This window comes from Haloechinothrix aidingensis, from assembly GCF_013450155.1.
Classification (GTDB): Bacteria; Actinomycetota; Actinomycetes; order Mycobacteriales; family Pseudonocardiaceae; genus Haloechinothrix; species Haloechinothrix aidingensis.
This window is the reverse complement of sequence record NZ_JACCKD010000003.1, coordinates 361,454-384,936: the sequence shown is the minus strand read 5'-3', so window position 1 is coordinate 384,936 and position 23,483 is coordinate 361,454. Positions and strand designations below refer to the sequence as shown.

At 69.9% G+C, this 23,483-nt stretch carries 23 protein-coding genes; 13 read left to right on the top strand and 10 right to left on the bottom strand.

Features of this window, described 5'->3' with window-relative positions:
* Positions 1-44: 44 nt before the first annotated feature.
* From H0B56_RS10195 to H0B56_RS10180, 4 genes are all read left to right on the top strand, one after another.
* Positions 45-2,099, top strand: a complete 2,055-nt coding sequence (locus H0B56_RS10195) for an ATP-binding protein (protein WP_180892732.1) — start codon at positions 45-47, stop codon at positions 2,097-2,099.
* Positions 2,100-2,107: 8 nt separating this feature from the next.
* A complete protein-coding gene (locus tag H0B56_RS10190; protein ID WP_180892959.1) occupies positions 2,108-3,265 on the top strand; it encodes an acyl-CoA dehydrogenase family protein in 1,158 nt (385 codons plus the stop codon).
* A 151-nt stretch (positions 3,266-3,416) separates the two neighbouring features.
* On the top strand, positions 3,417-4,250 hold the full coding sequence (locus H0B56_RS10185; RefSeq protein WP_180892731.1) for an SDR family oxidoreductase: 834 nt from the start codon (positions 3,417-3,419) through the stop codon (positions 4,248-4,250).
* Positions 4,243-4,887 (top strand): TetR/AcrR family transcriptional regulator, encoded by a 645-nt coding sequence (locus H0B56_RS10180; RefSeq protein ID WP_343063836.1) that lies wholly within the window; start codon positions 4,243-4,245, stop codon positions 4,885-4,887. Before H0B56_RS10185 ends, H0B56_RS10180 begins: the two co-directional genes overlap by 8 nt.
* Before the next feature lie 103 nt (positions 4,888-4,990).
* Here H0B56_RS10180 and H0B56_RS10175 read toward each other — a convergent pair whose 3' ends face one another.
* The 4 genes from H0B56_RS10175 to H0B56_RS10160 form a co-directional block, all read right to left on the bottom strand.
* Positions 4,991-5,611 (bottom strand): hypothetical protein, encoded by a 621-nt coding sequence (locus H0B56_RS10175; protein ID WP_180892730.1) that lies wholly within the window; start codon positions 5,609-5,611, stop codon positions 4,991-4,993.
* Between the two features lie 213 nt (positions 5,612-5,824).
* Complete coding sequence (locus H0B56_RS10170; protein ID WP_180892729.1) at positions 5,825-6,421, bottom strand: TetR/AcrR family transcriptional regulator; 597 nt, start codon at positions 6,419-6,421, stop codon at positions 5,825-5,827.
* 36 nt (positions 6,422-6,457) lie between these two features.
* On the bottom strand, positions 6,458-7,441 hold the full coding sequence (locus tag H0B56_RS10165) for a helix-turn-helix transcriptional regulator (protein WP_180892728.1): 984 nt from the start codon (positions 7,439-7,441) through the stop codon (positions 6,458-6,460).
* Positions 7,442-7,479: 38 nt separating this feature from the next.
* Positions 7,480-8,157 carry an acetoacetate decarboxylase family protein gene (locus H0B56_RS10160; protein ID WP_180892727.1) on the bottom strand — a complete coding sequence of 226 codons (678 nt, stop codon included), beginning with the start codon at positions 8,155-8,157 and terminating at the stop codon, positions 7,480-7,482.
* Between the two features lie 178 nt (positions 8,158-8,335).
* Between H0B56_RS10160 and H0B56_RS10155 the strand changes: the two genes are divergently transcribed.
* On the top strand, positions 8,336-9,331 hold the full coding sequence (locus H0B56_RS10155) for an LLM class flavin-dependent oxidoreductase (protein ID WP_343063835.1): 996 nt from the start codon (positions 8,336-8,338) through the stop codon (positions 9,329-9,331).
* 34 nt (positions 9,332-9,365) lie between these two features.
* On the opposite strand, the gene H0B56_RS10150 is transcribed toward H0B56_RS10155, so the two are convergent.
* From H0B56_RS10150 to zwf, 5 genes are all read right to left on the bottom strand, one after another.
* A complete protein-coding gene (locus tag H0B56_RS10150) occupies positions 9,366-9,500 on the bottom strand; it encodes a methionine/alanine import family NSS transporter small subunit (RefSeq protein WP_180892726.1) in 135 nt (44 codons plus the stop codon).
* The gene (locus tag H0B56_RS10145; RefSeq protein WP_180892725.1) at positions 9,500-11,032 is read right to left on the bottom strand and encodes a sodium-dependent transporter; all 1,533 of its coding nucleotides are present in this window, start codon (positions 11,030-11,032) and stop codon (positions 9,500-9,502) included. The genes H0B56_RS10150 and H0B56_RS10145 overlap by 1 nt, the downstream gene beginning before the upstream one ends.
* A 195-nt stretch (positions 11,033-11,227) precedes the next feature.
* Positions 11,228-11,857: a bifunctional 4-hydroxy-2-oxoglutarate aldolase/2-dehydro-3-deoxy-phosphogluconate aldolase gene (eda, locus tag H0B56_RS10140; protein ID WP_180892724.1), complete on the bottom strand. Its 630-nt coding sequence runs from the start codon at positions 11,855-11,857 to the stop codon at positions 11,228-11,230.
* A 41-nt stretch (positions 11,858-11,898) separates the two neighbouring features.
* A complete protein-coding gene (gene edd / locus H0B56_RS10135; protein ID WP_180892723.1) occupies positions 11,899-13,764 on the bottom strand; it encodes a phosphogluconate dehydratase in 1,866 nt (621 codons plus the stop codon).
* A complete protein-coding gene (zwf, locus tag H0B56_RS10130; RefSeq protein ID WP_180892722.1) occupies positions 13,761-15,239 on the bottom strand; it encodes a glucose-6-phosphate dehydrogenase in 1,479 nt (492 codons plus the stop codon). Before zwf ends, edd begins: the two co-directional genes overlap by 4 nt.
* A gap of 227 nt (positions 15,240-15,466) precedes the next feature.
* On the opposite strand from zwf, the gene H0B56_RS10125 reads away from it, so the two are divergent.
* The 5 genes from H0B56_RS10125 to H0B56_RS10105 all read left to right on the top strand — a co-directional run bounded on the left by H0B56_RS10125 (position 15,467) and on the right by H0B56_RS10105 (position 19,381).
* Positions 15,467-16,687 (top strand): ROK family transcriptional regulator, encoded by a 1,221-nt coding sequence (locus H0B56_RS10125; protein ID WP_180892721.1) that lies wholly within the window; start codon positions 15,467-15,469, stop codon positions 16,685-16,687.
* Between the two features lie 273 nt (positions 16,688-16,960).
* The gene (locus H0B56_RS10120; RefSeq protein WP_180892720.1) at positions 16,961-17,221 is read left to right on the top strand and encodes a DUF3040 domain-containing protein; all 261 of its coding nucleotides are present in this window, start codon (positions 16,961-16,963) and stop codon (positions 17,219-17,221) included.
* Positions 17,222-17,226: 5 nt separating this feature from the next.
* A complete protein-coding gene (locus tag H0B56_RS10115; RefSeq protein WP_180892719.1) occupies positions 17,227-17,850 on the top strand; it encodes a hypothetical protein in 624 nt (207 codons plus the stop codon).
* A 350-nt stretch (positions 17,851-18,200) separates the two neighbouring features.
* Positions 18,201-18,845, top strand: coding sequence for a dienelactone hydrolase family protein (locus tag H0B56_RS10110; protein ID WP_180892718.1), 645 nt, complete (start codon positions 18,201-18,203; stop codon positions 18,843-18,845).
* A 212-nt stretch (positions 18,846-19,057) separates the two neighbouring features.
* Positions 19,058-19,381, top strand: a complete 324-nt coding sequence (locus H0B56_RS10105; protein WP_180892717.1) for a hypothetical protein — start codon at positions 19,058-19,060, stop codon at positions 19,379-19,381.
* Between the two features lie 8 nt (positions 19,382-19,389).
* On the opposite strand, the gene H0B56_RS10100 is transcribed toward H0B56_RS10105, so the two are convergent.
* Positions 19,390-20,427 (bottom strand): zinc-binding dehydrogenase, encoded by a 1,038-nt coding sequence (locus H0B56_RS10100; protein WP_180892716.1) that lies wholly within the window; start codon positions 20,425-20,427, stop codon positions 19,390-19,392.
* Positions 20,428-20,516: 89 nt separating this feature from the next.
* Between H0B56_RS10100 and H0B56_RS10095 the strand changes: the two genes are divergently transcribed.
* The 3 genes from H0B56_RS10095 (at position 20,517) to H0B56_RS10085 (ending at position 23,425) form a co-directional block, all read left to right on the top strand.
* Positions 20,517-21,095, top strand: coding sequence for a TetR/AcrR family transcriptional regulator (locus tag H0B56_RS10095; protein WP_343063834.1), 579 nt, complete (start codon positions 20,517-20,519; stop codon positions 21,093-21,095).
* Positions 21,096-21,260: 165 nt separating this feature from the next.
* Entirely contained in the window at positions 21,261-22,274 is a 1,014-nt protein-coding gene (locus H0B56_RS10090) for an NAD(P)-dependent oxidoreductase (protein ID WP_180892715.1), read from the top strand.
* Positions 22,271-23,425 carry a DUF1015 family protein gene (locus tag H0B56_RS10085; RefSeq protein WP_180892714.1) on the top strand — a complete coding sequence of 385 codons (1,155 nt, stop codon included), beginning with the start codon at positions 22,271-22,273 and terminating at the stop codon, positions 23,423-23,425. The genes H0B56_RS10090 and H0B56_RS10085 overlap by 4 nt, the downstream gene beginning before the upstream one ends.
* The last annotated feature ends 58 nt before the right edge of the window (positions 23,426-23,483 follow it).

Sequence of the window (23,483 nt, the reverse complement as noted above, 5' to 3'; positions counted from 1 at the left end):
CCCGCGCGGGCGGCGGGTATCCCGGGATACACAGTGAGGATGTCATGAGCAGCCAGTCACCGGCGGTGCCGGTCAACCAGATCGCCAACGTGCTCGTCGCCAACCGTGGCGAGATCGCGCGCCGCGTGTTCCGCACCTGCGGCGAGCTCGGCATCGCCTCTGCCGCGGTGTACTCCGACGCGGACGCGGACTCGCCCCACGTAGCCGAGGCCTCGGCAGCGGTCCGGCTGCCCGGCGACGCCCCAGGGGATACCTACCTGCGCTCCGACCTGGTTATCGATGCCGCCCGCGCCTGCGGGGCCGATGCGATCCACCCCGGATACGGCTTCCTGTCCGAGAACGCCAAGTTCGCGCGCGCCGTCACGGACGCGGGACTCACCTGGATCGGACCTCCGCCGGCCGCCATCGAGGCTATGGGATCCAAAGTGGAGTCGAAGCGGATCATGGCAGAGGCCGGCGTGCCGGTGCTCGCCGAGCTCGACCCCGCTGATGTCACCGAGGCCGACCTCCCGCTACTGGTAAAGGCGGCCGCGGGCGGTGGCGGCCGCGGGATGCGGGTGGTATACGCCCTCGACGAGTTGCCCGACGCCATCGCGGGCGCCAAGGCCGAGGCGGGCTCGGCGTTCGGTGACTCCACGGTGTTCTGCGAGCGCTACGTGGATACCGGCCGCCATATCGAGGTGCAGGTCCTCGCGGACGACCACGGCTCGGTGTGGGCTGTCGGGGAGCGGGAGTGCTCCATCCAGCGCAGGCACCAGAAGGTCGTCGAGGAGGCCCCGTCCCCGTTCGTGGACGACGGGATGCGGGCCGAGCTGTTCGATGCCGCGCGGAAGGCCGCCGAGGCCATCGACTACCGCGGGGCGGGCACCGTGGAGTTCCTCGCCACGGCCGACGGGGAGTTCTTCTTCCTCGAGATGAACACGCGCCTGCAGGTCGAGCACCCGGTCACCGAGTGCACGGCGGGAGTCGACCTGGTAGCCGAGCAGATCAGGATCGCGGAGGGACAGCGGCTGACCGACCCGGACGCCAGGGCGGAGCGCCCGAACGGGCACGCGATCGAGGTCCGGCTCTACGCCGAGACGGTCGTCTCCGCGGGCGACGACGTCGAGTGGCAGCCGCAGAGCGGCCCGGTGCACCGGCTGCACGTCCCGCGCGTCACAGCCGAGTTCGCGCTGCCGTCGCGGTTCGGGGTGCGGCTGGACTCCGGCGTCGGCGACGGCTCGGTCGTCGGCGTGCACTACGATCCGATGCTCGCCAAGGTGATCTCGTGGGCACCCAGCAGGGCCGAGGCGGCGCGCGCGCTTTCCACCGCGCTGGCGGAAGCCTCGGTTCACGGCCTGGCGACGAACCGCGACCTGCTGGTGAACATCCTCCGGCACCCGGCCTTCCTCGCCGGCGAGACCGACACGGCCTTCCTCACCCGGCACGACCTCGCGACACTGGCGTCCCCGCTGGCAGGCGAGGAGGCACACCGGCTGTCCGCGCTGGCTGCCGCGCTGTCGGCAGCCTCGATCAATCGGGACCGGGCGACGGTGTTGCGGGGTCTGCCGAGCGGGTGGCGGAACGTGGCGTCCCAGCCGCAACGCAAGAGCTTCACCGCGGGCGATCGGACCTATCAGGTGGAGTACCGGCTGACGCGGTCCGGACTGCACGCTGCCGAGTACCCCGGCGTCGACCTCGTCCAGGCGGGCCCGGACAACGTCACGTTGACGGTGCACGGTGTGCGCAGGAACTTCGAGGTCGCGCACCATCCGGGGCTCGTCTGCGTGGACTCGCCCCTCGGGCCCGTGGCGCTACGCCCGCTGCCCCGGTTCACCGACCCGGAGGCCGCGGTCGCGGAAGGATCGATGCTCGCACCGATGCCCGGAGCCGTCCTGCGGGTGGCCGTCCAGCGTGGTGAGCACGTAGCGGCGGGCCAGCCCGTGCTGTGGCTGGAAGCGATGAAGATGGAACACCAGGTCACGGCACCGGCCGACGGTGTCGTCAGCGAGCTCAACGTGGAAGCCGGTCAGCAGGTCGACCTCGGCGCCGTACTCGCGGTGGTGCGACCGGCGGACGAACAGGACGACGACTCTCGTCAGGAAGCGGGTACCTCATGAGCACAACCATGACCTTCACCGAGCCCGAGGAGCGTACCGCGCTGCGCAAGGCCGTCTTCGAGCTCGGCAGCTCCTACGGTCACGAGTACTACCTCGCGCAGGCGCGCAGCGGCGGGCACACCGACGAGCTGTGGGACGCGGCGGGCCGGCTCGGCTACCTCGGAGTGGCGGTACCGGAGCAGTACGGCGGCGGGGGAGGGGGGATCGGCGACCTGTCCGCGGTGTGCGAGGAGTTCTGCGCCGCAGGAACCCCCATGCTGCTGATGGTGGTCTCGCCCGCGATCTGCGCGACAGTGCTCTCCCGGTTCGGCACCCAGGAGCAACGAGACCACTGGTTGCCTGGCTTCGCCACCGGCGAGGTGCGGATGGCGTTCGCGATCACCGAGCCGGACGCGGGTTCGAACGCGCACAACATCACGACGACGGCGCGACGCGACGGTGACGGCTGGGTGCTCAACGGGCAGAAGGTGTTCATCTCCGGGGTGGACGAGGCCGATGCGGTGCTCGTGGTCGGCCGTACCACCGACGCGCGCACGGGCAACCTCAAGCCTGCCCTGTACATCGTGCCGACCGACAGCCCCGGGCTCGAGGCCAAGCCGATCGAGATGGATCTGACCTCGGCCGACAAGCAGTTCAGCCTGTTCTTCGACGACGTGCGGCTGCCGGGCAACGCGCTGGTCGGTTCCGAGGACGCCGCGATCGCCCAGCTGTTCGCCGGGCTCAACCCCGAGCGGATCATGGGGGCGTCGTTCTCGCTCGGCATCGCCAGGCTCGCGCTGGATCGGGCGACCGAGTACGCGAAGGTGCGCAAGGTCTGGGATACGCCCATCGGGGCGCACCAGGGCATCTCCCATCCGCTCGCGGAGATCAAGGTCGAGATCGAGCTTGCCAAGCTGATGACCCAGAAGGCGGCGGCACTCTACGACTCCGGCGACGACATGGGCGCCGGTGAGGCGGCGAACATGGCCAAGTACGCGGCTGCCGAAGCCGCGATACGTGCGGTGGACCAGGCCGTGCAGACCCACGGCGGGAACGGGCTCGCTTCCGAGTACGGGCTCGGCGCGATGATCGCGGCAGCACGTGTCGGGCGTATCGCGCCGGTGAGCAGGGAGATGGTGCTCAACTTCGTGGCACAGCACAGCCTCGGACTTCCCAAGTCGTACTGAGCCGGTACCGCACAGGTCGGGCGGACATCCGTTCGATACAGGGGCGGTGTCGGCGGGCCCGCCACGGGGCGGCGCCGCCCGCCCGCATAGTGTCGGGGTGGACGAGACACGTGCCGACCGTGTGACCGCGAACGCGAACGAAGGGCGACCCATGAGCACGCTCGCAGGTAAGACACTGATCATGTCCGGTGGCAGCAGGGGCATCGGCGAGGCGATCGCGCTGCGCGCGGCCGCCGACGGGGCGAATGTCGCCATGATCGCCAAGACGGCGGAGCCACACCCGAAGCTTCCGGGCACGCTCTACACCGCGGCCAAGGCTGTGGAGGAAGCCGGGGGACAGGCACTACCGATCGTCGGGGACATCCGCGACGACGACGCGGTCCACTCGGCGGTCGCCCAGACCGCCGAGCAGTTCGGCGGGATCGACGTCGTGGTCAACAACGCGAGTGCGATCGACCTCACCCCGACGGCGTCGATCGACATGAAGCGCTACGACCTGATGCAGGACATCAACACGCGCGGGTCGTTCCTGCTGTCCCAGAGCGCCATTCCGCACCTGCGGCAGTCCGGTAACCCGCACATCCTGACACTGTCGCCACCCATCAGTGTCGACCCCAAGTGGTTCGGTTCGGTCGGCACCGCCTATACCATCGCGAAGTACGGGATGAGCCTGGTGACGCTGGGGCTGTCCGAGGAGCTCCGTGCCGACGGCATCGCGGCGAACTCGTTGTGGCCCCGGACGACGATCGACACCGCCGCGATCCGCAACGTGGTGGGCGCCGAGCTGGCCGACCGGTCACGGACACCCGACATCATGGCGGACGCGGCGCACGCGATCGTGACGCGGCCGAGTGCCGAGGCCACCGGCCAGTTCCTCATCGACGACGAGGTCCTCGCCGCGGCCGGTGTGACCGACTTCGCCCGCTACCGCATCGGTGACCGGGAAGAGGACCTCGAGCTCGACTTCTGGGTGGAACGTGCCTGACCAGGGGCAGCCGAACGCGGTGCGGGAACCGCAGCAGGAACGCAGCAGGACCACGCGCCGCAGGCTGCTGGAAGCCGCTACCGCCTGCCTCCCGGAGCTCGGATGGACACGCACCACAGTCGCGGTCGTCGCCGAGCGGGCCGGCGTCTCCCGCGGCGCTGCTCAGCACCACTTCCCGGCGCGTGAGGACCTGGTAACCGCCGCGGTGCAACACATCTCCGATGTCCAGGTCGCGGAGCTGCACGAGAAGGCGGCGCAGCTGCCGAGCGGTCCGGTGCGGACCGAGGCGGTCGTAGCGATGCTGCTCGACCTGTACACGGGGCCGACCTTTCGTGCCGCACTGCACCTGTGGGTTGCCGCGTCGACCGAGGAACAGCTCGGCGCGATCGTGCGGCCCCTCGAGGCCCATGTCGGCCGGGAGGCGCACCGCACCGCGGTCGAGCTGCTCGGGGTCGACGAGACGGTGCAGGGGGTGCGAGAGACGGTGCAGGCCACCCTCGACCTCGCGCGCGGCCTCGGGTTGGCGAACCTGCTCAGCGACGACGCCGCCCGTCGCCGGAAGATCGTGCGGCAGTGGACGGCGCTGATCGAGCCCACCCTCGCCGAGGCGAGTACCGGTGCGCGGTCTGCCGGGTGAGATCCGCGAGCCACCGTCGACACGACCGGTGTGCCGCGTGACGCCTTCACTCCGCCAGATGGACTGAACGCGTCATGCGGCACGACTCCGGTCAGGTGCGCGCTCAGGCCGTCTCGGGCACCCGCAGGTGCGCAACGGCCAGCTCGAACTCGCAGACATCGAGAACCTCGACGCCTGCTTCCCGCGCACCTGCCGTGCGCAGGGAATCGGCGCGGTTCCTTGTGCGTTCCATCGCCTCCTCACTGTCGTAGGTCAACGACGAGACCGCGATCCCGGCCGCGCGGTCGACGAACAGGCTGGCGCTGCAGAACCCCTCGAGCTGCTCGATCTCGGGCAGTAAGCCCATCTTGTACACGTCGATGCCGCGATCGACATCGGCGGGATCGACCCGGAACCACGTTGCGCGGACGCAGGCTCCCTCGCCCGAGGCACGGTGGCGATGCAGCGCGGCGATCTCCCACTCGTCGACCTGGGCCCTGCCGCCGAGGAGCTCGGCGGCGCGATCACGGATGGTCCGGACTTCGTCTTCCGTGGCCCGCATGGCTTCCGCGGACTCCCATGAGCTCGTGGCAATGCAGCGACCCGATTCCCTGTCCACCAGCATGGACAGACCGTTGCACCCTGCCATGCCTTGCAACGCCGGCATGACCTCGTCGCGGATATGCCGGATACCGGCATCGATCAAGTCCGGACGCGCTTGGACTGTGGTGGAGCGCGCGTACACGATCCACCCCCTTCCGGATCGGGGTGGCACCCCGGTAGCGCCACCGCTCACCCTCCAGCCTGCTCCTCGGCGCCGGTCAGTGGCAATCGGGACGCCGAAGCCGGTCAGCGGCCGACCGGCGCGACACCCTCGCTCGCGGCTCGGCCCGCACACCTGCGGCAGATCGCCGGACACCGGGTGCCGGGTGTCGGACCACCGTGCGCCGGTGGTCCCTCAGCGCAAGGGCAGGCCCAGCATCGCCCGCATCGTGTCGGTGAGCACGCGGACCGGGATCGACGGGTCGATCGCGCGCTGCACGCCGAGCCCGATGCCGAGGCTGAGCACGGCCGCCGAGAGGTCTTCGGCGGGTACGGGCAGCTCGACGTCGAACTCGGTGAGGTTCGCCCTGATCAGGTCGGTGAGCATGCCCCGTATCGTGGCGTCCCGGTTGGCCAGCTCCGTCCGGAGCCGCTCGTCCCTGCGCACGTTGGTGGCGAACTCCACCTCCAGCGCGGTCCAGCTCTGGTCACCGATGGTCTCCTCGGCCCATTTCTCGAACCCGTCCAGTCGCTCGGCGAGCGTCTCCTTCCCGGCGATGGCTCGGACGATGCGTTCGGCCTGCTCGGCGTGGATCGCGTCGAGTACGGCGAGGCAGAGCTCGTCCTTGTTCCGGAAGTTCGAGTACACCGCGCCCTTGGAGTAGCCTGCGGCATCCGCGACCTTCTCCAGCGACGTCGCCCAGTAGCCGTCGGTCAGGAAGAGCTCCTTGGCCGTGCTGACGAGTTGCTCTCGGGTGCGCGCTTGGCTTTCCGCACGGGTGAGACGTGCCATGCGCACCACCCTACCGAGCCCTTCGTGGGAGGCGTCTCAGATCCAGCCGTTCCGGCACGCGTAGACGGCAAGTTGGAACCGGCTGACGACACCGGCACGTGTGGTCAGGCTCTCCACATGCCGGGAAAGGGTGCGCCTGCTGATCCCGAGCAGCTCGGCGATCCCTGCGTCGGTGATTCCGCTCGCGAGTAGCTCGATGATCCTGCGTTCGATCGGCCGGAGCGTGGACGGTTCCTTCGTGCCGAGATGCATGGGTAACGCGGCGCGCCAGGATGTCTCGAACAGGCCGTACAGCGCGTCGAGCAGGCTGGACTGCCGGACGAGCAGCATCGAGCGGTTGAGGTCGGCGCCGGTGTCGGACAGGGACACCATGGCGAGCTTGCCGTCATAGATCGTGAGCTTGACCGGGACGGTCGGTAGCACTCGCGCCTGCTCACCGGCGGCGATGCACGGCTGGATGTTCGACGAGTAGTAGTCCGGCTGGCGGACGGCAGCGCGGGCGTAGACCACCCGGTACGTGACACCGCGCCGCAGGTTGGCCACCTCCACGTCGTTCGGTCCGGACGGTGTGGAGTACGGCGGCGAGTCGAACCGGAGCACCTCGCTGCTTGCCGTGCTCTCCTCCAGCTCGACCCGTTCCGCGACATGGGGGGCCGTGATCACCTCGACGATGTCGTCCGGGGAGTGCTGCCACACCTCACGCTTGAACGAGCGGTAGGCGTTGACCGCTGCGACCTCGGCGGCCCGCAGCTCGGCCTCGCGGGTGCGGGCGAGGCGCTGCAACCCGGCGGTGGGCTCGACCGGGCTCGCGGTGTCGTCCTCGGAGCCGGTCGTGGTGACCAGGCCTGCTTGATAGAGGGTGGTGAGCCGCTTCCGCACCATGTCGGGGGACAGGTCCAACGCGGTGGCGAGCCGCTCGTGCCCGGCCGGTCCGGCGGCGAGCAGCCACACATAGACCTCGACGGCCCCGGGATCCAGCCCGAGCGTGTGCAGGTGGGTCGTCAGCTGATCATCCGTCATCGTGGATCCTCGCCGGGAACGCTACCCATGCGTAGATCCTACTGGCCAGCGGACCTCCCGGACGCGTTCGGCGTGTCGAGCGCGCCGAACCACATGCGGAAGTCCCGCATACTGACCGTGGCGAGCGGGCGGAGACCGGACAGGAATCCCAGCGGGCCGGCGTGCTCGACGGACCAGCGTGCGCGGCTCAGCGCCGGGCGCGCGCTGCCACGGACCCGGCTGAGTTGCGGTGTCGATGATCGCGACTGGAGGACACCGAGCGTGAACGGCACGCGGAAGGGGAGGGTGGCGAGCACGTCGAGGTCGGTCGTGGCGAGCACGCCCGCGCCGGGACCGACCTCCCGCGCCCGCCTGCGTGCTCCCGGCGTGACCTCGAAGGAGGCCAGCTCCTTCGGGATGGCCCACAGGGCGCGCCCGCCGTCCCGGGAGGCGGCGCTGTCGACCCAGATGTGGCTGATCGTCGGGAACAACCGCCTGCCGCGCCGCACGAGGACGGTGCACATCAGCTCCTCGTACTCCAGCACGCTGCCACGCTGGTAGCTCACCCATGCGGTGGCGAGCACGGCGCTGCGCCCGAACCGGGCCGGCGTGGCCCCGCGGGGTACCGCCCGCTGCACGGCGGCAGGCAGCCGCCGCGCGGGTACCCGCCACAGCGATACGTGTGCCTGCCCGCGCAGCGGCCACGGCTCGGGTGGGTAGGAGTGTCCTGCCTGCACGAGAACCCTCTCGTCGAGACGTCATTTATTGGCATTATGCCAGCAGCGGGTGCCGGACGACGCATTCACTCCCTCCCGTGGACCGAGAGCGTCATTCAGCCTGCACTCGCGGCGTGATCGAGACCACGGCTCGCGCCGATCGGGAAGCAACCGGCGCGCTCGCACGTTGACGCCGGGTGTGAGTGCACTGCAGGATGTGCCGCTGTCCGTGCTGGACCTCGCGCCGATCACCGAGGACGGGGACGCGCGCGCGGCACTACACAACACCGTCGATCTCGCCCGCCACGTCGAGGACCTGGGCTACCACCGGTACTGGGTGGCCGAGCACCACAACATGCCGGGCATCGCCAGCGCGGCGACGGCCGTGCTCGTCGGCCAGATCGCCGCGGCGACCGAGCGCATCCGGGTGGGCTCGGGTGGGGTCATGCTGCCCAACCACACGCCACTCGTGGTCGCCGAGCAGTTCGGCACCCTCGAGGCGCTGCACCCGGGCCGCATCGACCTGGGCCTCGGGAGGGCACCCGGTACCGACCCGCGTACCGCGCATGCCGTGCGCGGCGGCCGGATGGTCTCGCCGGAGGAGTTCCCGCAGCAGCTGAGCGAGCTCGTGTCCTACTTCGATCGCGACGGCGACCGCGCAGTCAACGCCGTCACCGCCGAGGGCAACGCGCCGCCGGTATGGCTGCTCGGCTCGAGCGACTTCAGCGCGAGGCTGGCGGGCCGGCTCGGGTTGCCGTTCTCGTTCGCACACCATTTCAGCCCGAAGAACACCGTACCCGCGCTGCGGGCATACCGGGACGCCTTCCAGCCGTCGTCCGTGCTGGATGCCCCGTACGTCCTGCTCGGCGTGTCCGTGATCTGCGCCGACACCGACGAGCGGGCCCGCACGCTCGCGGTGCCGGGGCTGCTCGCGCAGCTGAGCCTGCGCCGCGGGCGGCCGATCCCGCTGCCGAGCCCGCGGACGGCCGCACGGGTCGACCTCACCGAGCAGGAACGCGCCTACGTGGACAAGCGCCTGGAGAAGAGCATCGCGGGATCGCCGGACACCGTGCGGGCCCGGTTGCAGGACCTGCTTTCCGAGACGGGCGCCGACGAACTCATGGTCACCACCATGGTGTATGACCATGAGGATCGCCGGCACTCCTACGATCTACTCGCCAAGCTCGCACGCTGAGCGGGCACCGGTACCGGGGCGGCCGTGCCGATCGTTACGGCGCCCCGGTGCTGTCCGTGTCCTGCGCCGCTCGCTGGATATGCCTGCGCAGCAAGACGATGGACGCGGCGAGCCCGCCCCAGATCAGGGTGATGGCGATGATCATCATGATGATGGCACTCGTGGACATCAACGGCTCACTTTCGGGGTTTCGTCTGCGGGCTCTTCAGCGGACTCGGTAGTGGCACGCTTCCAGGGCAGGAAGGACATGATCACGCCGAAGACCACGGCGCCGATCGCTACTGCCCACCCCGCTGAGAGCAGGAACGACGTGGGGTAGTCCTCGTAGTTCTCCGCGATCTCCGAACGCAGGCTGTCCCACATCATCCAGCCGAGCACCAGCGGAGTGATCACGCCGAGCGTGACAGGCCACCACCAACCCAGCCGGATGGCCGAGGCCTCGTCCGCGTGCGTCTGCAGCTCCGGGAGCTTACGCAGCACCCAGCTGACGACCACGACCACGACCAGGCCTGCCAGCGCGATGCCGTACTGGTTGATGAAGTGGTCGGCTGCGTCGAGCAGGTACAGACCTTCTTCGGTGGGGAACAGCAGGATGGACGCCAGCGCGATCGCGCCGCCGACGCACAGCACCGCGGGTATCCTGCCGATCCCGGTGCGGTCCTGCACGGCGGCGATGACCACCTGGACGATGCTGATCAGCGAGGACATCCCGGCCACGACCAGGGAGCCGAAGAACAGCAGGCCGAACAGCGAGCCGGCCGGCATGTTGGAGATGATCTCCGGGAAGGCGACGAAGGCCAGGCCTATCCCGTCGGTGGCGACCTCGTCGAGCGCGATCCCGCCGGTGACGGCCATGAAGCCCAGTGTCGCGAACACACCGATGCCCGCGAGGATCTCGAACGAGCTGTTGGCGAACCCGGCGACCAGGGCAGAACCGGTGAGATCGGTACCGCGGCGCAGGTACGACGCGTAGGTGATCATGATGCCGAAGCCGATGGACAGGGAGAAGAAGATCTGGCCGTAGGCAGACACCCACACGGCGCTGTCGGTGATCGCCGACCAGTCGGGGGAGAACAGCGCGTCCAACCCGGACATCGCGCCGGGCAGTGTCACCGCACGCACCACGAGCACGAGGAAGAGCGCGGCGAGCAGCGGGATGAAGATCTTGTTCGCGCGTTCGATGCCGCGCCGCACACCGAGCGCCAGGATGCCCAGCGTCACCACCCAGACCGCGATCAGGGGCCACACGACCCCGGAGACGTAGGAGGAGACCATGCCTGGCTCCGCGGCGACCTGCAGGAAGTCCTGCATCAGGAAGCCTTCCGGGTCGTCGCCCCACTGCTGGCCGATCGAGAAGCCGGTGAAACGCACCGCCCAGGCGATGACCACGGCGTAGTAGGCGGCGATCACGAAGCAGATGGCTACCTGCCACCAGCCCAGTGCCTGGGTCGGCCGGGACATCCGCAGGAACGCGATCGGCGGGGAACCGCGGTACCGGTTGCCGAGGATGTACTCGAGCACGAGCAGGGGGATACCCGCTGTGAACAGAGCGATCAGGTAGGGCACGAGGAACGCACCACCGCCGCCTTCGTAGGCGACGTAGGGGAACCGCCAGATGTTGCCCAGCCCGACCGCCGACCCGATGGCGGCGAGCAGGAATCCGGCTCGCGTAGCCCATTGCTCGCGGACCTGGTTTGCCATGTACGAGGCTCCTTGTTCATACCTTCCATCGCTGCCGCGGGTGTCGCGGCAGCGACCGGCCGTACCGCTGGTTCGTGCCGCGCGTTCGCGGCAGCGCCCGACGATACTGAGCGGTATGTTCCTCGGCACAGCTGGGTCCGGCCCCGGGCGTGCCGAATGACACATTCAGTCCATTCGGCGGAGTGAAAGCGTCATTCAGCCGAGCTGCGCGGCCTCGGCGGCGAGACGCTCGATGCGCTGCCAGTCGCCTGCGGTCACGGCGTCCGCGGGGGTGAGCCAGGACCCGCCCACGCATCCGACGTTGGCGGCGGCGAGGTACCGCGGTGCGTTCTGAGCCGAGATGCCGCCGGTGGGGCAGAAGCGCGCGTGCGGAAGCGGTCCCGCCACCGACATGAGGTAGTCCAGCCCGCCCGAAGCCTCTGCGGGGAAGAACTTCATCTCGGTCGCCCCCCTGTCGAGCACCTCGAGCATCTCCGAGACCGTCGAGGTGCCCGCGAGATACGGCACCGGACACGCTGCCATGGCATCCAGCAATGCCGGCGTACTGCCCGGACTGACCAGGAACTGGGCCCCCGCGTCCACGGCTTCGCCGACCTGGGCCGCACCGGTGACCGTACCGGCGCCGACGGTGATCTCCGGTACCTCGGCCCGGATACGCCGCACGCCCTCCAGGGCCGCGGGCGAGCGCAGGGTTACCTCGACGATTCCGATCCCGCCGCGGGCCAGTGCACCCGCGAGGGGGGCCGCCTCGCCGGCATCGCCGAGCACGACCACCGGGATGACGGGGGATATGTCCAGAACGGATCCGGCGAGCTGTGCTGACATGGCCTTCCTCCTTCGGGTGCTCACTGTGTTCGCCGTACCGCTCACCGCGCAGGCGGGGACGACCGTTCCTGGAACCCGAACACGGTGGCTCCGCGGTCCGCGGCGCCGACCGTGCCCCGCATGGGTGCGAACAGCTCCCGTCCCGTGCCCGCGCCCGGCGGGGGAGCGGGGTCGGCCTCGCGCGCGCCGAACTCGTGCGCGTCGACAAGCACCTCCAGGGTCCCGGACGTGGTATCCAGCCGGATCGGGTCGCCGTCGCGCAGCCGAGCCAGCGTTCCGCCGTCCGCAGCCTCCGGGGTGAGGTGGATCGCGGCCGGGACCTTGCCGGAGGCTCCGGACATGCGCCCGTCGGTGACCAGGGCGACCCGGTGACCGCGGTCCTGCAAGACACCGAGCGTGGGGGTGAGCTTGTGCAGCTCGGGCATCCCGTTGGCCCGTGGCCCCTGGAAGCGCAGCACGGCGACCAGGTCGCGATCGAGCTCACCGGCCTCGAACGCGGCGAGGAACTCGCTCTGGTCGTCGAACACGCGCGCCGGCGCCCGCACCACGCGGTGCCCGTCGCGTACCGCGGACGTCTTGACCACGGCGTTTCCGAGGTTGCCCGTGAGCATCCGCAGCCCGCCCTCCGGGGAGAACGGGTCGGATGCGCCGCGCAGCACGTTCTTGTCCAGGCTCTCGGCAGGCGCGTCCCGCCACACAACGGATCCGCCGTCCAGCGCGGGCTCGGTCCGGTAGGCATCGGACAGCGCGTGCCCGCTGACGGTGCGGGTGTCGGGATGCAGCAGTCCCGCGTCCAGCAGCTGACCGAGCAGGAAGCCCATACCGCCTGCCGCGTGGAAGTGGTTGATGTCGGCCTGGCCGTTCGGGTAGATCCGCGCCAGCAGCGGGGTCACCGCGGAGAGCTCCGCGAAGTCCTCCCAGCGCAGGTCGATACCGGCCGCGGCTGCCATCGCCACCAGGTGCATGGTGTGGTTCGTCGATCCACCCGTCGCCAGCAGCGCGAGCACCCCGTTGACCACGGCGCGCTCGTCGACGACGTCGGCCAGCGGGGTGTAGCCGGAGTGCGTGGTGTCCTCGCCGGACGGTGCGGTCAACCCCACCACCCGCCTGCCTGCCTCGTGGGTCAGCGCCGCGCGCAGCTCGGTGCCCGGGTTGACGAAGCTCGTTCCGGGCAGGTGCAACCCCATCGCCTCCATCAGCAGCTGGTTGGAGTTGGCCGTTCCGTAGAACGTGCAGGTACCTGGACCGTGATAGGAAGCCGACTCGGCCTCGAGCAGCTCCTCCCTGCCGACCTTGCCCTCGGCGTGCAGCTGCCGGATCCTGCTCTTCTCGCTGTTCGGCAGCCCGGAGGTCATCGGCCCTGCGGGGACGAGGATGGTGGGCAGGTGCCCGAACGACAGGGCCCCGATCACCAGGCCGGGCACGATCTTGTCGCACACGCCGAGCAGCAACGCTCCGTCGAACATGTCGTGGGACAGCGCCACCGCCGTGGCCATGGCGATGACGTCGCGGCTGAACAGCGACAGCTCCATACCCGCGCGGCCCTGGGTGATCCCGTCGCACATCGCCGGAACGCCACCGGCGAACTGCGCGATACCGCCACCGTCGGCGACGGCCTTGCGGAGGGCGGCGGGGAAGTCCTCCAGCGGCTTGTGGGCGGAGAGCATGTCGTTGTACGCCGAGACGATAGCGATGTTCGGCTTCCTCGTACGTCGCAGCGCCTGCTTGTCCACCTCGCCGGCGGAGGCGAAACCGTGCGCGAGGTTCGCGCAGGCGAGCTCCCCGCGCGCGGGGCCCTGCCGTGCGGCCTGCCGCACCCGCGCCAGGTACGCGGCCCGGGACTGGTCGCTGCGCTCGCGGATCCGCTCGGTCACCGCGTGCACGACCGGATGGAGGTCTGCCGTCACTGAAAATCCTCCTCATGCCAGGTACGTCCGTCACGCTCGATCAGGGCGGTGGCGCCCGGCGGGCCACTGGTACCCGCGGCGTACCGCTGGGGGGACTCACCCGATGCGGCCCAGGCGGCCAGGATGGGCTCTGTCCAGGCCCATGCGGCCTCGACCTCGTCGCGCCGCATGAACAGGGTCGGGTTGCCACGTATGACATCCAGCAGCAATCGCTCGTAGGCGTCGGGCAGCGGCGACCGGAAGGTCTCCGCGAAGCTGAGGTTCAGTGGCACCGGCCGCAGCCGCACCCCGCCGGGACCGGGCTCCTTGGTGACCAGGTGCAGCCGGACACCCTCGTCGGGCTGCAGCCGCAGCACGAGCCGGTTCGGGGCGATACCGCCTTCCGTCCCGGGAAAGATGGAGTGCGGTACCGGGCGGAACTGCACCACGATCTCCGAGGCGTGCCGTTCCATGCGCTTGCCGGTCCGCAGGTAGAACGGCGTGCCCGACCACCGCCAGTTGGCGATGTCCACGCGCAGTGCCGCGAACGTCTCCGTCCGGCTCGGCGCGCCGTCCAGCTCGTCCAGATACCCGGGAACGGCGACGCCGTCGATCAACCCGGCGCCGTACTGTCCCCTGCAGGTGGCCCTGGCGACGTCGCTCTCCGACATCGGACGCACGGCCTGCAGCACCTTGAGCTTCTCGTCCCGCACGGCTTCCCGGTCGAGTGCGGTCGGCGGCTCCATGGCGACGAGGCACAGCAGCTGCAACAGGTGGTTCTGCACCATGTCACGCAGCGCGCCTGCGCGGTCGTAGTAGCCGGCACGGCTACCGACCCCGAGCGACTCGCTGACCGTGATCTGCACGTGGTCGATGGCACCGGAGTTCCATTGTGGCTCGAGCAGCGCGTTGGCGAACCGCAGGACCAGGAGGTTCTGCACGGTTTCCTTACCCAGGTAGTGATCGATGCGGTAGATCCGTTCCTCGGGAAAGACCGTGCCGACCTCGTCATTGATCCGCCTGGCGGAGGCCAGGTCGTGCCCGATCGGCTTCTCCAGCACGACGCGGGAGCGCTCGCTGACCAGGCCCGCCGAGTCCAGCCCTCGGCAGATGGTGCCGAACAGCTGTGACGCGCAGGCGAGGTAGAACACCCGTACCCGCTCGGCGTCCGCGCCGAGTACCTCTCCGACGGCACCGAACGACGCGTGCTCGGAGACATCGATCGTGATGTGGTGCAGCTGCCGCAGGAAGTCACCGATCGCCTCCGGGCCGGCGGATTCGGCAGGCAGGCTCGCCTGGAGCTCCGCGGCGACCTTGTCCCGGTACCCGGCGTCGTCGAGGCCGGAACGCGACACCGCGACGATGCGGGATCCGGGGTCCAGCTGACCGTCCCGTGCGCGCAGGAACAGCGCTGGCAGCAGCTTGCGCATGGCGAGATCGCCCGTTCCGCCGAACACGACCATGTCACACGGTTCGACCTGCGGTAGGGCAGTCATCAGTACGTCCTTCCGAATAGGGGCGCCTCGCCCAGACTAGTGACCCTTATGCATTCTTACAAGCATGCTTTTGCACTTAAAAGACAGTAGTGTTGGCTGGACTCAGCCGAACAGCAGCTCACACGCACGGCTGGGAACGTGGACGGGCGAGGACCGCCGGGCACCTCGGATAACCCGGACAACCCGGACACACGCGCGGATAGGGGAACGTGGGGTGAGGCGCCGATATGCGACGAGCGACAGCGGCACCGAGCGCACCGTCGAGCGGGGACGTGCTCCAGCTCATCCGGAACGGCACTGCTCAGACGCGGTCCGAGCTGGGCAGGCTCACCGGCCTGTCCCGCACCGCTGTGACCCTGCGTGTCGAGCAGCTGCTGGCGACGGGACTGGTGACCGAACGCCCCGACGGGGGGTCCACCGGTGGCCGCCCACCGGTACGGCTGGCCTTCGACGCCGGTGCCGGGACCGTGCTGGCCGTCGCGCTCGGAGGTAGTCGCGCCCAGGTCGCCGTCTGCGACCTCGCGGCAACGGTCAAGGTGCTGCGCACCCTGCCCGTCGACCTCGCAGACGGCCCGGAGGTCGTGCTGAACGCCGTGGCCACCGAGCTGGCAGACCTGATGAAGGAGTCGGGCGGCGACCCCGAACAGGTATGGGGAATCGGCGCGAGCATCCCCGGCGCCATCGACATCAGCACGGGACGCAGCCTCAGCCCACCGGTGCTGCCCGGCTGGGGCGACGTGCCCATCATCGAGCACTTCACGCCGCGGTTCGCCACACCCGTCGTGGTGGACAACGACGTCAACGCGCTTGCGCTGGCCGAGTACCGCAAGCACACCGGGGTGCGCGACCTGCTCTACGTCAAGGCTTCGACCGGTATCGGAGCCGGCATCGTCAGCGACGGGGAGCTGCGCCGCGGGACGCTCGGGGCGGCGGGTGAGATCGGGCACATCAAGGTGACCGGCGCCGACGAGCTCACCTGCCGCTGCGGTGACACCGGCTGCCTGGAAACGCTCGCGGCGGGGTGGGCGCTGGTACGTGCGCTGCCGGCGCGCGGCAGGCAGTTGACCGATACCCGCGATGTCACCGAGCTGGTGCGTACCGGCGACCCGGAGGCGGGCAGGATGGTCCGGAGTGCGGGGCGGGCGCTCGGCGAGGTACTGGCAGGGGCGGTCAACCTGCTCAACCCGGAGCTGATCGTGTTGGGCGGCGACCTCGCGCACGCCTACGAGCCACTGGTGGCCGGGGTCCGGGAAAGCATCTACCAGCGCGCGACGGCGATGGCCACGCAACGACTGCGGATCGAACAGAGCGCGCTCGAGGAGCAGGCCGGTGTGATGGCCTCGGCGGTCATGGCGCTCGAGTCGGTGCTCGCGCCACGCGCGGTCGACGAGGTGATCGCCCGCCGCGACGGTGAGGTCACGCGTAACCACCCCCGACGCCCGGAGTGAGAACCGGTCGCGGCCGGCCGGTCGCCGCCACCCGCGAAGACTCCGGTACGTACCCCCGGTTTGGGCAGCCTGCCCACGGGGTAACCCGACACGACCGGATACGTGCTCCCTGTACCGCGACATCGTCGACAGGGAGGGCTGTCCGTGCGACGCGAGAGTGGGCAACGCAGTCCAAGGGAGGACCTCCGAGATCCCCCCGTTCAGCCAACGCCAACAGCCGCGGGCGCGACCCGGTAGCCCGCGACACCGTCACCTGGTGCACGGAGTCCGAACATGCGCAACGAGGACGAGAACCAACGGCTCAGCGAGCTCGAGGAGCAGCTCGACGCCGCAGATCCCCGGCTCAGCCGTTCGCTCGACGACAGAGTACCGGCCGGATCGCGAGCGGCACCCGGGCATCTGATCGCCAGTGTCCCCGGCGTGTTGCTCACGGTGGCCGGCATCGTCTCGTTCGACGGGTCGCTCGTCGTCATCGGGACCATCGCCGTCATGGTCGCCGTTCTGATGTACGAGGGTGGCCGCGCAGAGGGGTGAGAACGATGTCCGAGTACGCGACGGACCCGCGTGGCGACGGGCCGACGCTCGTCAGTGACGGTCCGGTGAACGCACCGGCGGTCCTCGTGCTCGACCCGGCCGGTGCCGCCAAGCACGAGGACATTCCGGCCAGCTGGCACGAGTTGCTGGGCACCCGGCACGTCGTCTGGTGTCGCATGCCTGCCGGGGACGCGCTGTTCTCGGCAGGGGAGGCGCTCGCCGAGCTGGCGGACCGGCACGTCACGGTCGACGTGGTGACCAGCGGTCCGGACGCGGTCACGGCGATGGACTTCGTACGTGCCAGGGCGGATGTGGTGCGCGCACTGTTGCTGGTCGACCCGGCCGCCTCCGGCGCCCGCCTGGCGCACGACACGCGAGGCATGCGCGTCCCGGAGTCGCCGGGCGCGGACGCGCAGGCGGCGGATGCCGTATGGGAAGAGCGGTACCGGGCACGCATCGCGGCACTCGCCGACGCGGGTGTGGCAGTACGTACCGTCGCGCACAGCCCAGGGGGCGGCAGGGACCGGATACCGCCGCCCCTGCCCCTCGGCCATCCTGATGTGGTCGAGCGGATCACCGGCACGCTCCACGGCCTCGACGGCGAGACGGCCGGGGCGCTCGCCCGGTAGGCGGAGATCCCGCCGCGTCGGCCCCGATGCGGGGCCGTGCACCGTGCCGGCGGCGCCCGATAGCCGTCCGGCGACCGGTGAACGCCCTTCCGGCGCTGCTCCACCCGTGCGAACCTCCTTGAGGCCGAGCTGCCGGATCGGTCATCGTGTAGGTCGGTCGTGTCCACACCAGACCTGTCAGAGGGGGATTCTCGGGCGTTTTCCGGCACAGCCGTCCCTGTGCGCAGGGTGCCGGCTGCCGTTCACCGGTCGCGTAACGCACGGCGATTCCCCGACGAAACATCGGTGGGGAACGAACCGCCGGGTCAGGCAACGGTGCGTGCTCGGATACACCGGGAGGTGGCATCGCCATGATCGTGCCGCTGAAGATCGATATCGGGGCGGCGACGGTGCACGGCGCGATGATGCCGCCGGACGGCGCCGACAAGGGGCTCGTCGTCTTCGTGCACGGTTCCGGCAGCTCACGGCACAGTCCCCGTATCCGTGCCATGGCCAGGGGGCTGCAGGCAGAGGGTTTCGGCGCGCTGCTGCTCGACCTGCTCAGCACGCACGAGGAACGCATCGACGCGCGTACCGGTGGTTACCGGCTCGACGTCGAGTTCCTCGCGGCACGCCTGGTCCACAGCCTCGACAGGGTCTGGCTCGGCCAGGGGATACGGGCCATGCCGGTCGGGCTGCTCGGCTCCGGCAGGGGCGCGGCGGTGGCCCTGCTTGCCGCGGCACGTGTGCCGCACATGGTGCGTGCGGTCGTGTCGCACAGCGGCCGGCCCGAGCTCGCCGGTGCGGCCCTGACACGCGTGCGCGCCCCGACCCTGTTCGTCGTCGACGAGCGGGAGGAACACCTGCTCGAGCTCAACCACAACGCGGCAGCGCTGATGGTGACGCACGACGTCCGCACGGTGCCGGGTGCCGAGCATGTCGAGAGGGACGCGCACACCCTGGAGCAGGTGACGAAGTACGCCGGTGACTGGTTCACGCACCACGTGCGGTGGTGACCTCCGGTCCCACGGGAAGGACAGCCGGGGATGGGCCCCCTGCGAGGGATTGCCATTACGTTATGCAGCGATGATAATGCTCACCGTAATCACCTCGGAAAGGTCGTGAACCAGCCGGCAGGCAGGGCCGTCACGAATGTGGCGGTGCATGGCTGCCGGCTGGTTCGTGCGCCGACCGAGGGGGTACTCCCTTGCCGGCGAGGAGCGATTCGATGCAGGCGATCGGTTCCGACATAGTGATGCTCGACGGAGTTCCCCGTAACCTCGCGGGGTCGCGGCGGGAGCTGGAGGAGCTCGGCCTCCGGCTCGTCGACGTGACACAGGCCAACCGCCACCTCATCGCGGAGATGCTCAGCGCCAACGGCTACGGCGCACGGCACAGGTTCTGGGTGGAGTCCTGGGACGGTGTTCGCAACGACCCCGGCAACGGGACCACGTTCGTGGTCGCGGTCAACCAGCACGATCCGCACCAGCTCGACTGCGTGCTGGCCTCACCGAGCTACCCGTACCGACACCTGGCACAACGCGGCGGCTGACGCGCGTCTCAGGGCACGAGGACGATCTTGCCGACGTGCCTGGCCGCGCGGAACTCCCGTTGTGCCTCATGGATGCCGTCGAGCGCGTACCGCCCGGCGACACGGGGGCGCACGCTGCCGGTGCGCGCGAGGTCGACGAGCCTGTCGAAATGCCTGCGCGTGTGCATGGACGAGCCGACCAGGTTCCGGTTGTGCAGGTACAACCTGCGCAGGTCGAAGGGAACCACGGCCCCGGCTACGGCCCCGGCGATCACCAAGCGCCCCTCCTCGCGCAGCAGGGGCATCAGCTGCTCGAAGTCCTCACCACCGACAACATCGGCCACCATATCGAGGCCGCCCGGCGCGCACCCGGCGAGGCGGTCGGCCAGGCGGTCGGCATCGCGCAGCAGCACGTGAGCCGCACCCGCCTCGCGCACCCGGTCACTCTTGGACGATGTGGTCACCGCGAGGACCTCGGCTCCCCGTGCGGCGGCCAGCTGGACCAGCGCCAGCCCGACCCCACCCGAAGCCCCGGTCACCAGGACCGTCTCACCGGCACGCAACCCCGCTCGTTCCAGCATCCCCATGGCCGTGCCATAGGCCACCGGCAGGCATGCCAGCTCCTCATCCGTGAGCGGGGAGCCGGTGACGTCATGAGCATGCGTCTCAGGCACGGTCACGTACTCCGCGAACCCGCCGTCGGCCTCGCTGCCGAGCAGGCCGACCGGCGGCGCATGCCACCCCGTTCCGCGGTAGATCGCGGGATCGACGAGCACGCGGCTGCCGACGCGCTCGGCCGACGCGCCCGGCCCGACCTCGGTCACCGTCCCGGCGACGTCGCCGCCCTGAATGCGCGGGAACGAGACCGGACCGCGCCAGCCTGCCGGGGCGTGCGGGTTACCCGGTAGGCCGTAGGCGCCCTCACGTGTCCAGATGTCGGTGTTGTTCAGCGCGGCCGCACCGACCCGGACGAGCACCTCACCCTCCGTCGGCGCGGGATCGGGCACATCCTCGCGGTACTCGAGGGTCTCGGGTCCTCCGAACGCGGTGAGCACCACAGCACGCATGAACAGCCTCCCAGTTATACCAGTCGGTTTAGTGTCAGCGTGCCCGCGTGTCGCAACGCTGTCAACTCACCGGTAGGTATAGTGGATGTGTGGCCGAGCGCAACGAGATGACCGAAGCCGGGCGGAGCCTGCTCTCCGCGGCCTCCGAGCTGTTCTACCGGGAGGGCATCAACGCTGTCGGGGTAGCCGCCATCGCCGATGCGGCCGGGGTGACCAAGAAGACGCTCTACGACTGTTACGGCTCCAAGGCCAGACTGGTCGCGGCATACCTGGAGGATCGCCACGAGCGCTGGTGGGCCTACCTGCAGCAGCGCCTGGCCGAGGCGACCTCGCCGCGCACGCTGGTGCTCTACCGCGTCTATCTCGACCATCCGGCCCTTGACCTCTCCCGCGGATGCGGGTTTCTCAACGGGGCCGCCGAACTGCCTGCCGGGCACCCCGGGTTCGCGGTCATCCGTGAGCACAAGTCCGCCGTGCGTCGCCTGCTCACCGACCTCGTCGCGGAGGACCGCCCGGACGATCCCGATCCACGCACCATGAGCGAGCAGCTGTTCCTGCTACTCGAAGGCGCGGTGGCGCATCGTGCCGTCGACGGTGACACGCACCTGTTGCACAGCGCGGAGCGGATCGCCGAGGCGCTGCTCGTCCCGGGACGTGCCGGCGCGTAGCCGATTACACGGACAGCCGTTGCGGATAGCGAGACGGTTGCGCGTAAAGCAACAAACTGTCACGCTGGTGCTGTCCGGGAGCTGAGCCTCACGGGTCGCGCGCACCCGCCGGAGGACGGCTTCCCGGCTCCGTGCACGTCCATCGGAGCCCAAGGGGGCAGGCTGATGCACATCCTCCTCGCCGACGCCTTCCCGGAGGCCTACGTCCGCGGTCTCACCGAGCGGGGTCACCGGGTCAGCTACGAACCCGAGCTGGCAACGGAAGGCCTGGCGGGCCGTATGCCGGGCACCGAGGTTCTCGTCGTCCGCAGCACGCGCGTCACCGCACCGGTGCTGGGCGAGGCCGACGCGCTCCGCGCGATCATCCGCGCCGGCTCCGGCACCAACACCATCGACACCGCAGCCGCGACCCGGGCGGGGGTCGCCGTCTGCAACGTACCGGGACGCAACGCCGTCGCCGTCGCGGAGCTGACCTTCGGGTTGCTGCTCGCGCTCGATCGCAACATTCCCGACAACGTCTCCGACCTGCGCGCCGGGCACTGGGACAAGGCACGGTACTCCCGCGCGCGCGGCATCGCCGGACGCAAGATCGGTGTCGTCGGCCTCGGCGAGATCGGGCTGGCCTTCGCCGAACGCGCAGCCGCGTTCGGCGCCGAGGTCTTCGCCGTCCACAAGGCCGGTCGTTCCCGGCAGACGGCCGAACGCATCGACTCCACCGGCATCCGGCTGGTCGCCGACCTGCCGACCCTCGCGGAGACGTGTGACGTGCTGTCCTTACACGTTCCGGCCGGCGAGAACACAACGGGGCTGGTGGACAGCGAGCTGCTCGAACGGGTCCGGCCAGGAACCATCATTCTCAACACGGCGCGCCCGGAGGTGATCGACGAGGACGCTCTGATCGAGGCGATGGACAGCAAGGACATCCGCGCCGGAGTCGACGTATTCGCCGGAGAGCCGCAGCACAGCACCGGGACCGTCGACTCGCGGCTGGCCCGGCATCCCAACGTGTACGGCACGCACCACATCGGCGCCTCGACCGAGCAAGCCCAGCACGCCATCGCGGAGGAGGTGCTGAGCATGATCGACTCGTTGGAAGGCGGCACGGTACTGCACTGCGTGAACCCGGAAGCCGCGACCGCTGTACCGGTGCGGTCGAGCCACGCGGCGGCCGTGTCATGACCGAGCTGCAGACCCGCGCCGCGCGACCGGCCACGGATACCGGGCTGCTTCGACGTCCGAGCGTGCGTGTACTCGCCCCGAACGGCTGTGGAACCGGCGCGCTCGATCAGGCGCAACGCGATCACGCGGCTCTGACTCGGCTGCTCAGCGATGGAGCATCTCTCCAGCACGTGGAGCACTCCTACATCGTTTACCAGCTCGCCTCGGCAGGGCGGACATTGACAGGGGTAGTGGCGGAGATCTCCGTCGATGCCTACCGGCAGGGACGGATACGGCCACACGAGGACACCTCACCCGAGCGGGAACGGGAACTGGCCACGTCGCTGCGGGAACTGGGTGCCGCGTTCGTGCCCGTCACCCTCATGTTCGACGCGCCGCCCGCGCTGCGCGCGCGGCTGGCCGAGACGGCGACGGCTCCGCCGGACACGCACACCACCTCAGCGGACGGGGTGGTGCAACGCGCATGGCGGGTCACCGACCCCGACCTCGAGCTCGCTCTGCACAGCGAGCTCGCCGCCCTGTCGACCCTGCATATCGCGGACGGGCACCACAGGATGGGCGCGGCCGCGCGGCACGCGCGACGGGCCGAGCTGGGCGGGCAGCCGACCGCCTCCCGCTTCGTGCTGGCCGCGCTGTTCCCGTACGAGGACATGCACGTTCTCGGGTACCACCGCTGTGTGGCGCTGCCGGACGCCGTACCTGCCACGGACTTCCTGCACGCGATCCGGACCAGTCCCGGCTGCGCGAGGCTGAGCGAGTGCGACCGGGATGCCGCCGTGCACACCGCGCCCGGGGTGGTGGGGGTGTACCTGGACGGTTCCTGGTACCGGCTCGAGCTGCGCCGCCGCACCGGCAACTCGGACCCGCGATCCTCGCTCGACATCGTCGCGCTGACCGAGCGCGTCCTCGCTCCCGTGCTCGGCGTCGGCAACGTTTCCGCCGACCCGCGCGTCACACCTGTATCCGGCACGGCAGGGGCCGAGGGCATCGCCACGCGCTGTGCGGAGAACAACGAGATCGGCTTCATCCTGCACCCGCCGACAGCCGAACAGGTGATGGCGGTCGCCGACGACGGGATGGTCATGCCACCGAAGTCGACCTGGTTCGAGCCGAAGGCCCGTAGCGGACTGTTCGTCCACCTGCTCGACTGAGCGTGTCCGTGCACGGGTTGCCGATGAGGCCTTCCGACGTGCGGGCGAGCGGGGGCCG

Excerpts from the sequence above, each read along its gene's own strand:
- H0B56_RS10150 (WP_180892726.1), bottom strand. The coding sequence starts at position 9,500 with ATGTCCACGAGTGCCATCATCATGATGATCATCGCCATCACCCTGATC.
- H0B56_RS10120 (WP_180892720.1), top strand. The coding sequence starts at position 16,961 with ATGCGCAACGAGGACGAGAACCAACGGCTCAGCGAGCTCGAGGAGCAG.
- H0B56_RS10145 (WP_180892725.1), bottom strand. The coding sequence starts at position 11,032 with ATGGCAAACCAGGTCCGCGAGCAATGGGCTACGCGAGCCGGATTCCTG.
- H0B56_RS10115 (WP_180892719.1), top strand. The coding sequence starts at position 17,227 with ATGTCCGAGTACGCGACGGACCCGCGTGGCGACGGGCCGACGCTCGTC.
- eda (WP_180892724.1), bottom strand. The coding sequence starts at position 11,857 with ATGTCAGCACAGCTCGCCGGATCCGTTCTGGACATATCCCCCGTCATC.
- H0B56_RS10170 (WP_180892729.1), bottom strand. The coding sequence starts at position 6,421 with ATGGCACGTCTCACCCGTGCGGAAAGCCAAGCGCGCACCCGAGAGCAA.
- H0B56_RS10100 (WP_180892716.1), bottom strand. The coding sequence starts at position 20,427 with ATGCGTGCTGTGGTGCTCACCGCGTTCGGAGGACCCGAGACCCTCGAG.
- H0B56_RS10110 (WP_180892718.1), top strand. The coding sequence starts at position 18,201 with ATGATCGTGCCGCTGAAGATCGATATCGGGGCGGCGACGGTGCACGGC.
- H0B56_RS10125 (WP_180892721.1), top strand. The coding sequence starts at position 15,467 with ATGCGACGAGCGACAGCGGCACCGAGCGCACCGTCGAGCGGGGACGTG.
- H0B56_RS10190 (WP_180892959.1), top strand. The coding sequence starts at position 2,108 with ATGACCTTCACCGAGCCCGAGGAGCGTACCGCGCTGCGCAAGGCCGTC.
- H0B56_RS10185 (WP_180892731.1), top strand. The coding sequence starts at position 3,417 with ATGAGCACGCTCGCAGGTAAGACACTGATCATGTCCGGTGGCAGCAGG.
- H0B56_RS10090 (WP_180892715.1), top strand. The coding sequence starts at position 21,261 with ATGCACATCCTCCTCGCCGACGCCTTCCCGGAGGCCTACGTCCGCGGT.
- zwf (WP_180892722.1), bottom strand. The coding sequence starts at position 15,239 with ATGACTGCCCTACCGCAGGTCGAACCGTGTGACATGGTCGTGTTCGGC.
- H0B56_RS10105 (WP_180892717.1), top strand. The coding sequence starts at position 19,058 with ATGCAGGCGATCGGTTCCGACATAGTGATGCTCGACGGAGTTCCCCGT.
- H0B56_RS10085 (WP_180892714.1), top strand. The coding sequence starts at position 22,271 with ATGACCGAGCTGCAGACCCGCGCCGCGCGACCGGCCACGGATACCGGG.
- H0B56_RS10195 (WP_180892732.1), top strand. The coding sequence starts at position 45 with ATGAGCAGCCAGTCACCGGCGGTGCCGGTCAACCAGATCGCCAACGTG.
- H0B56_RS10165 (WP_180892728.1), bottom strand. The coding sequence starts at position 7,441 with ATGACGGATGATCAGCTGACGACCCACCTGCACACGCTCGGGCTGGAT.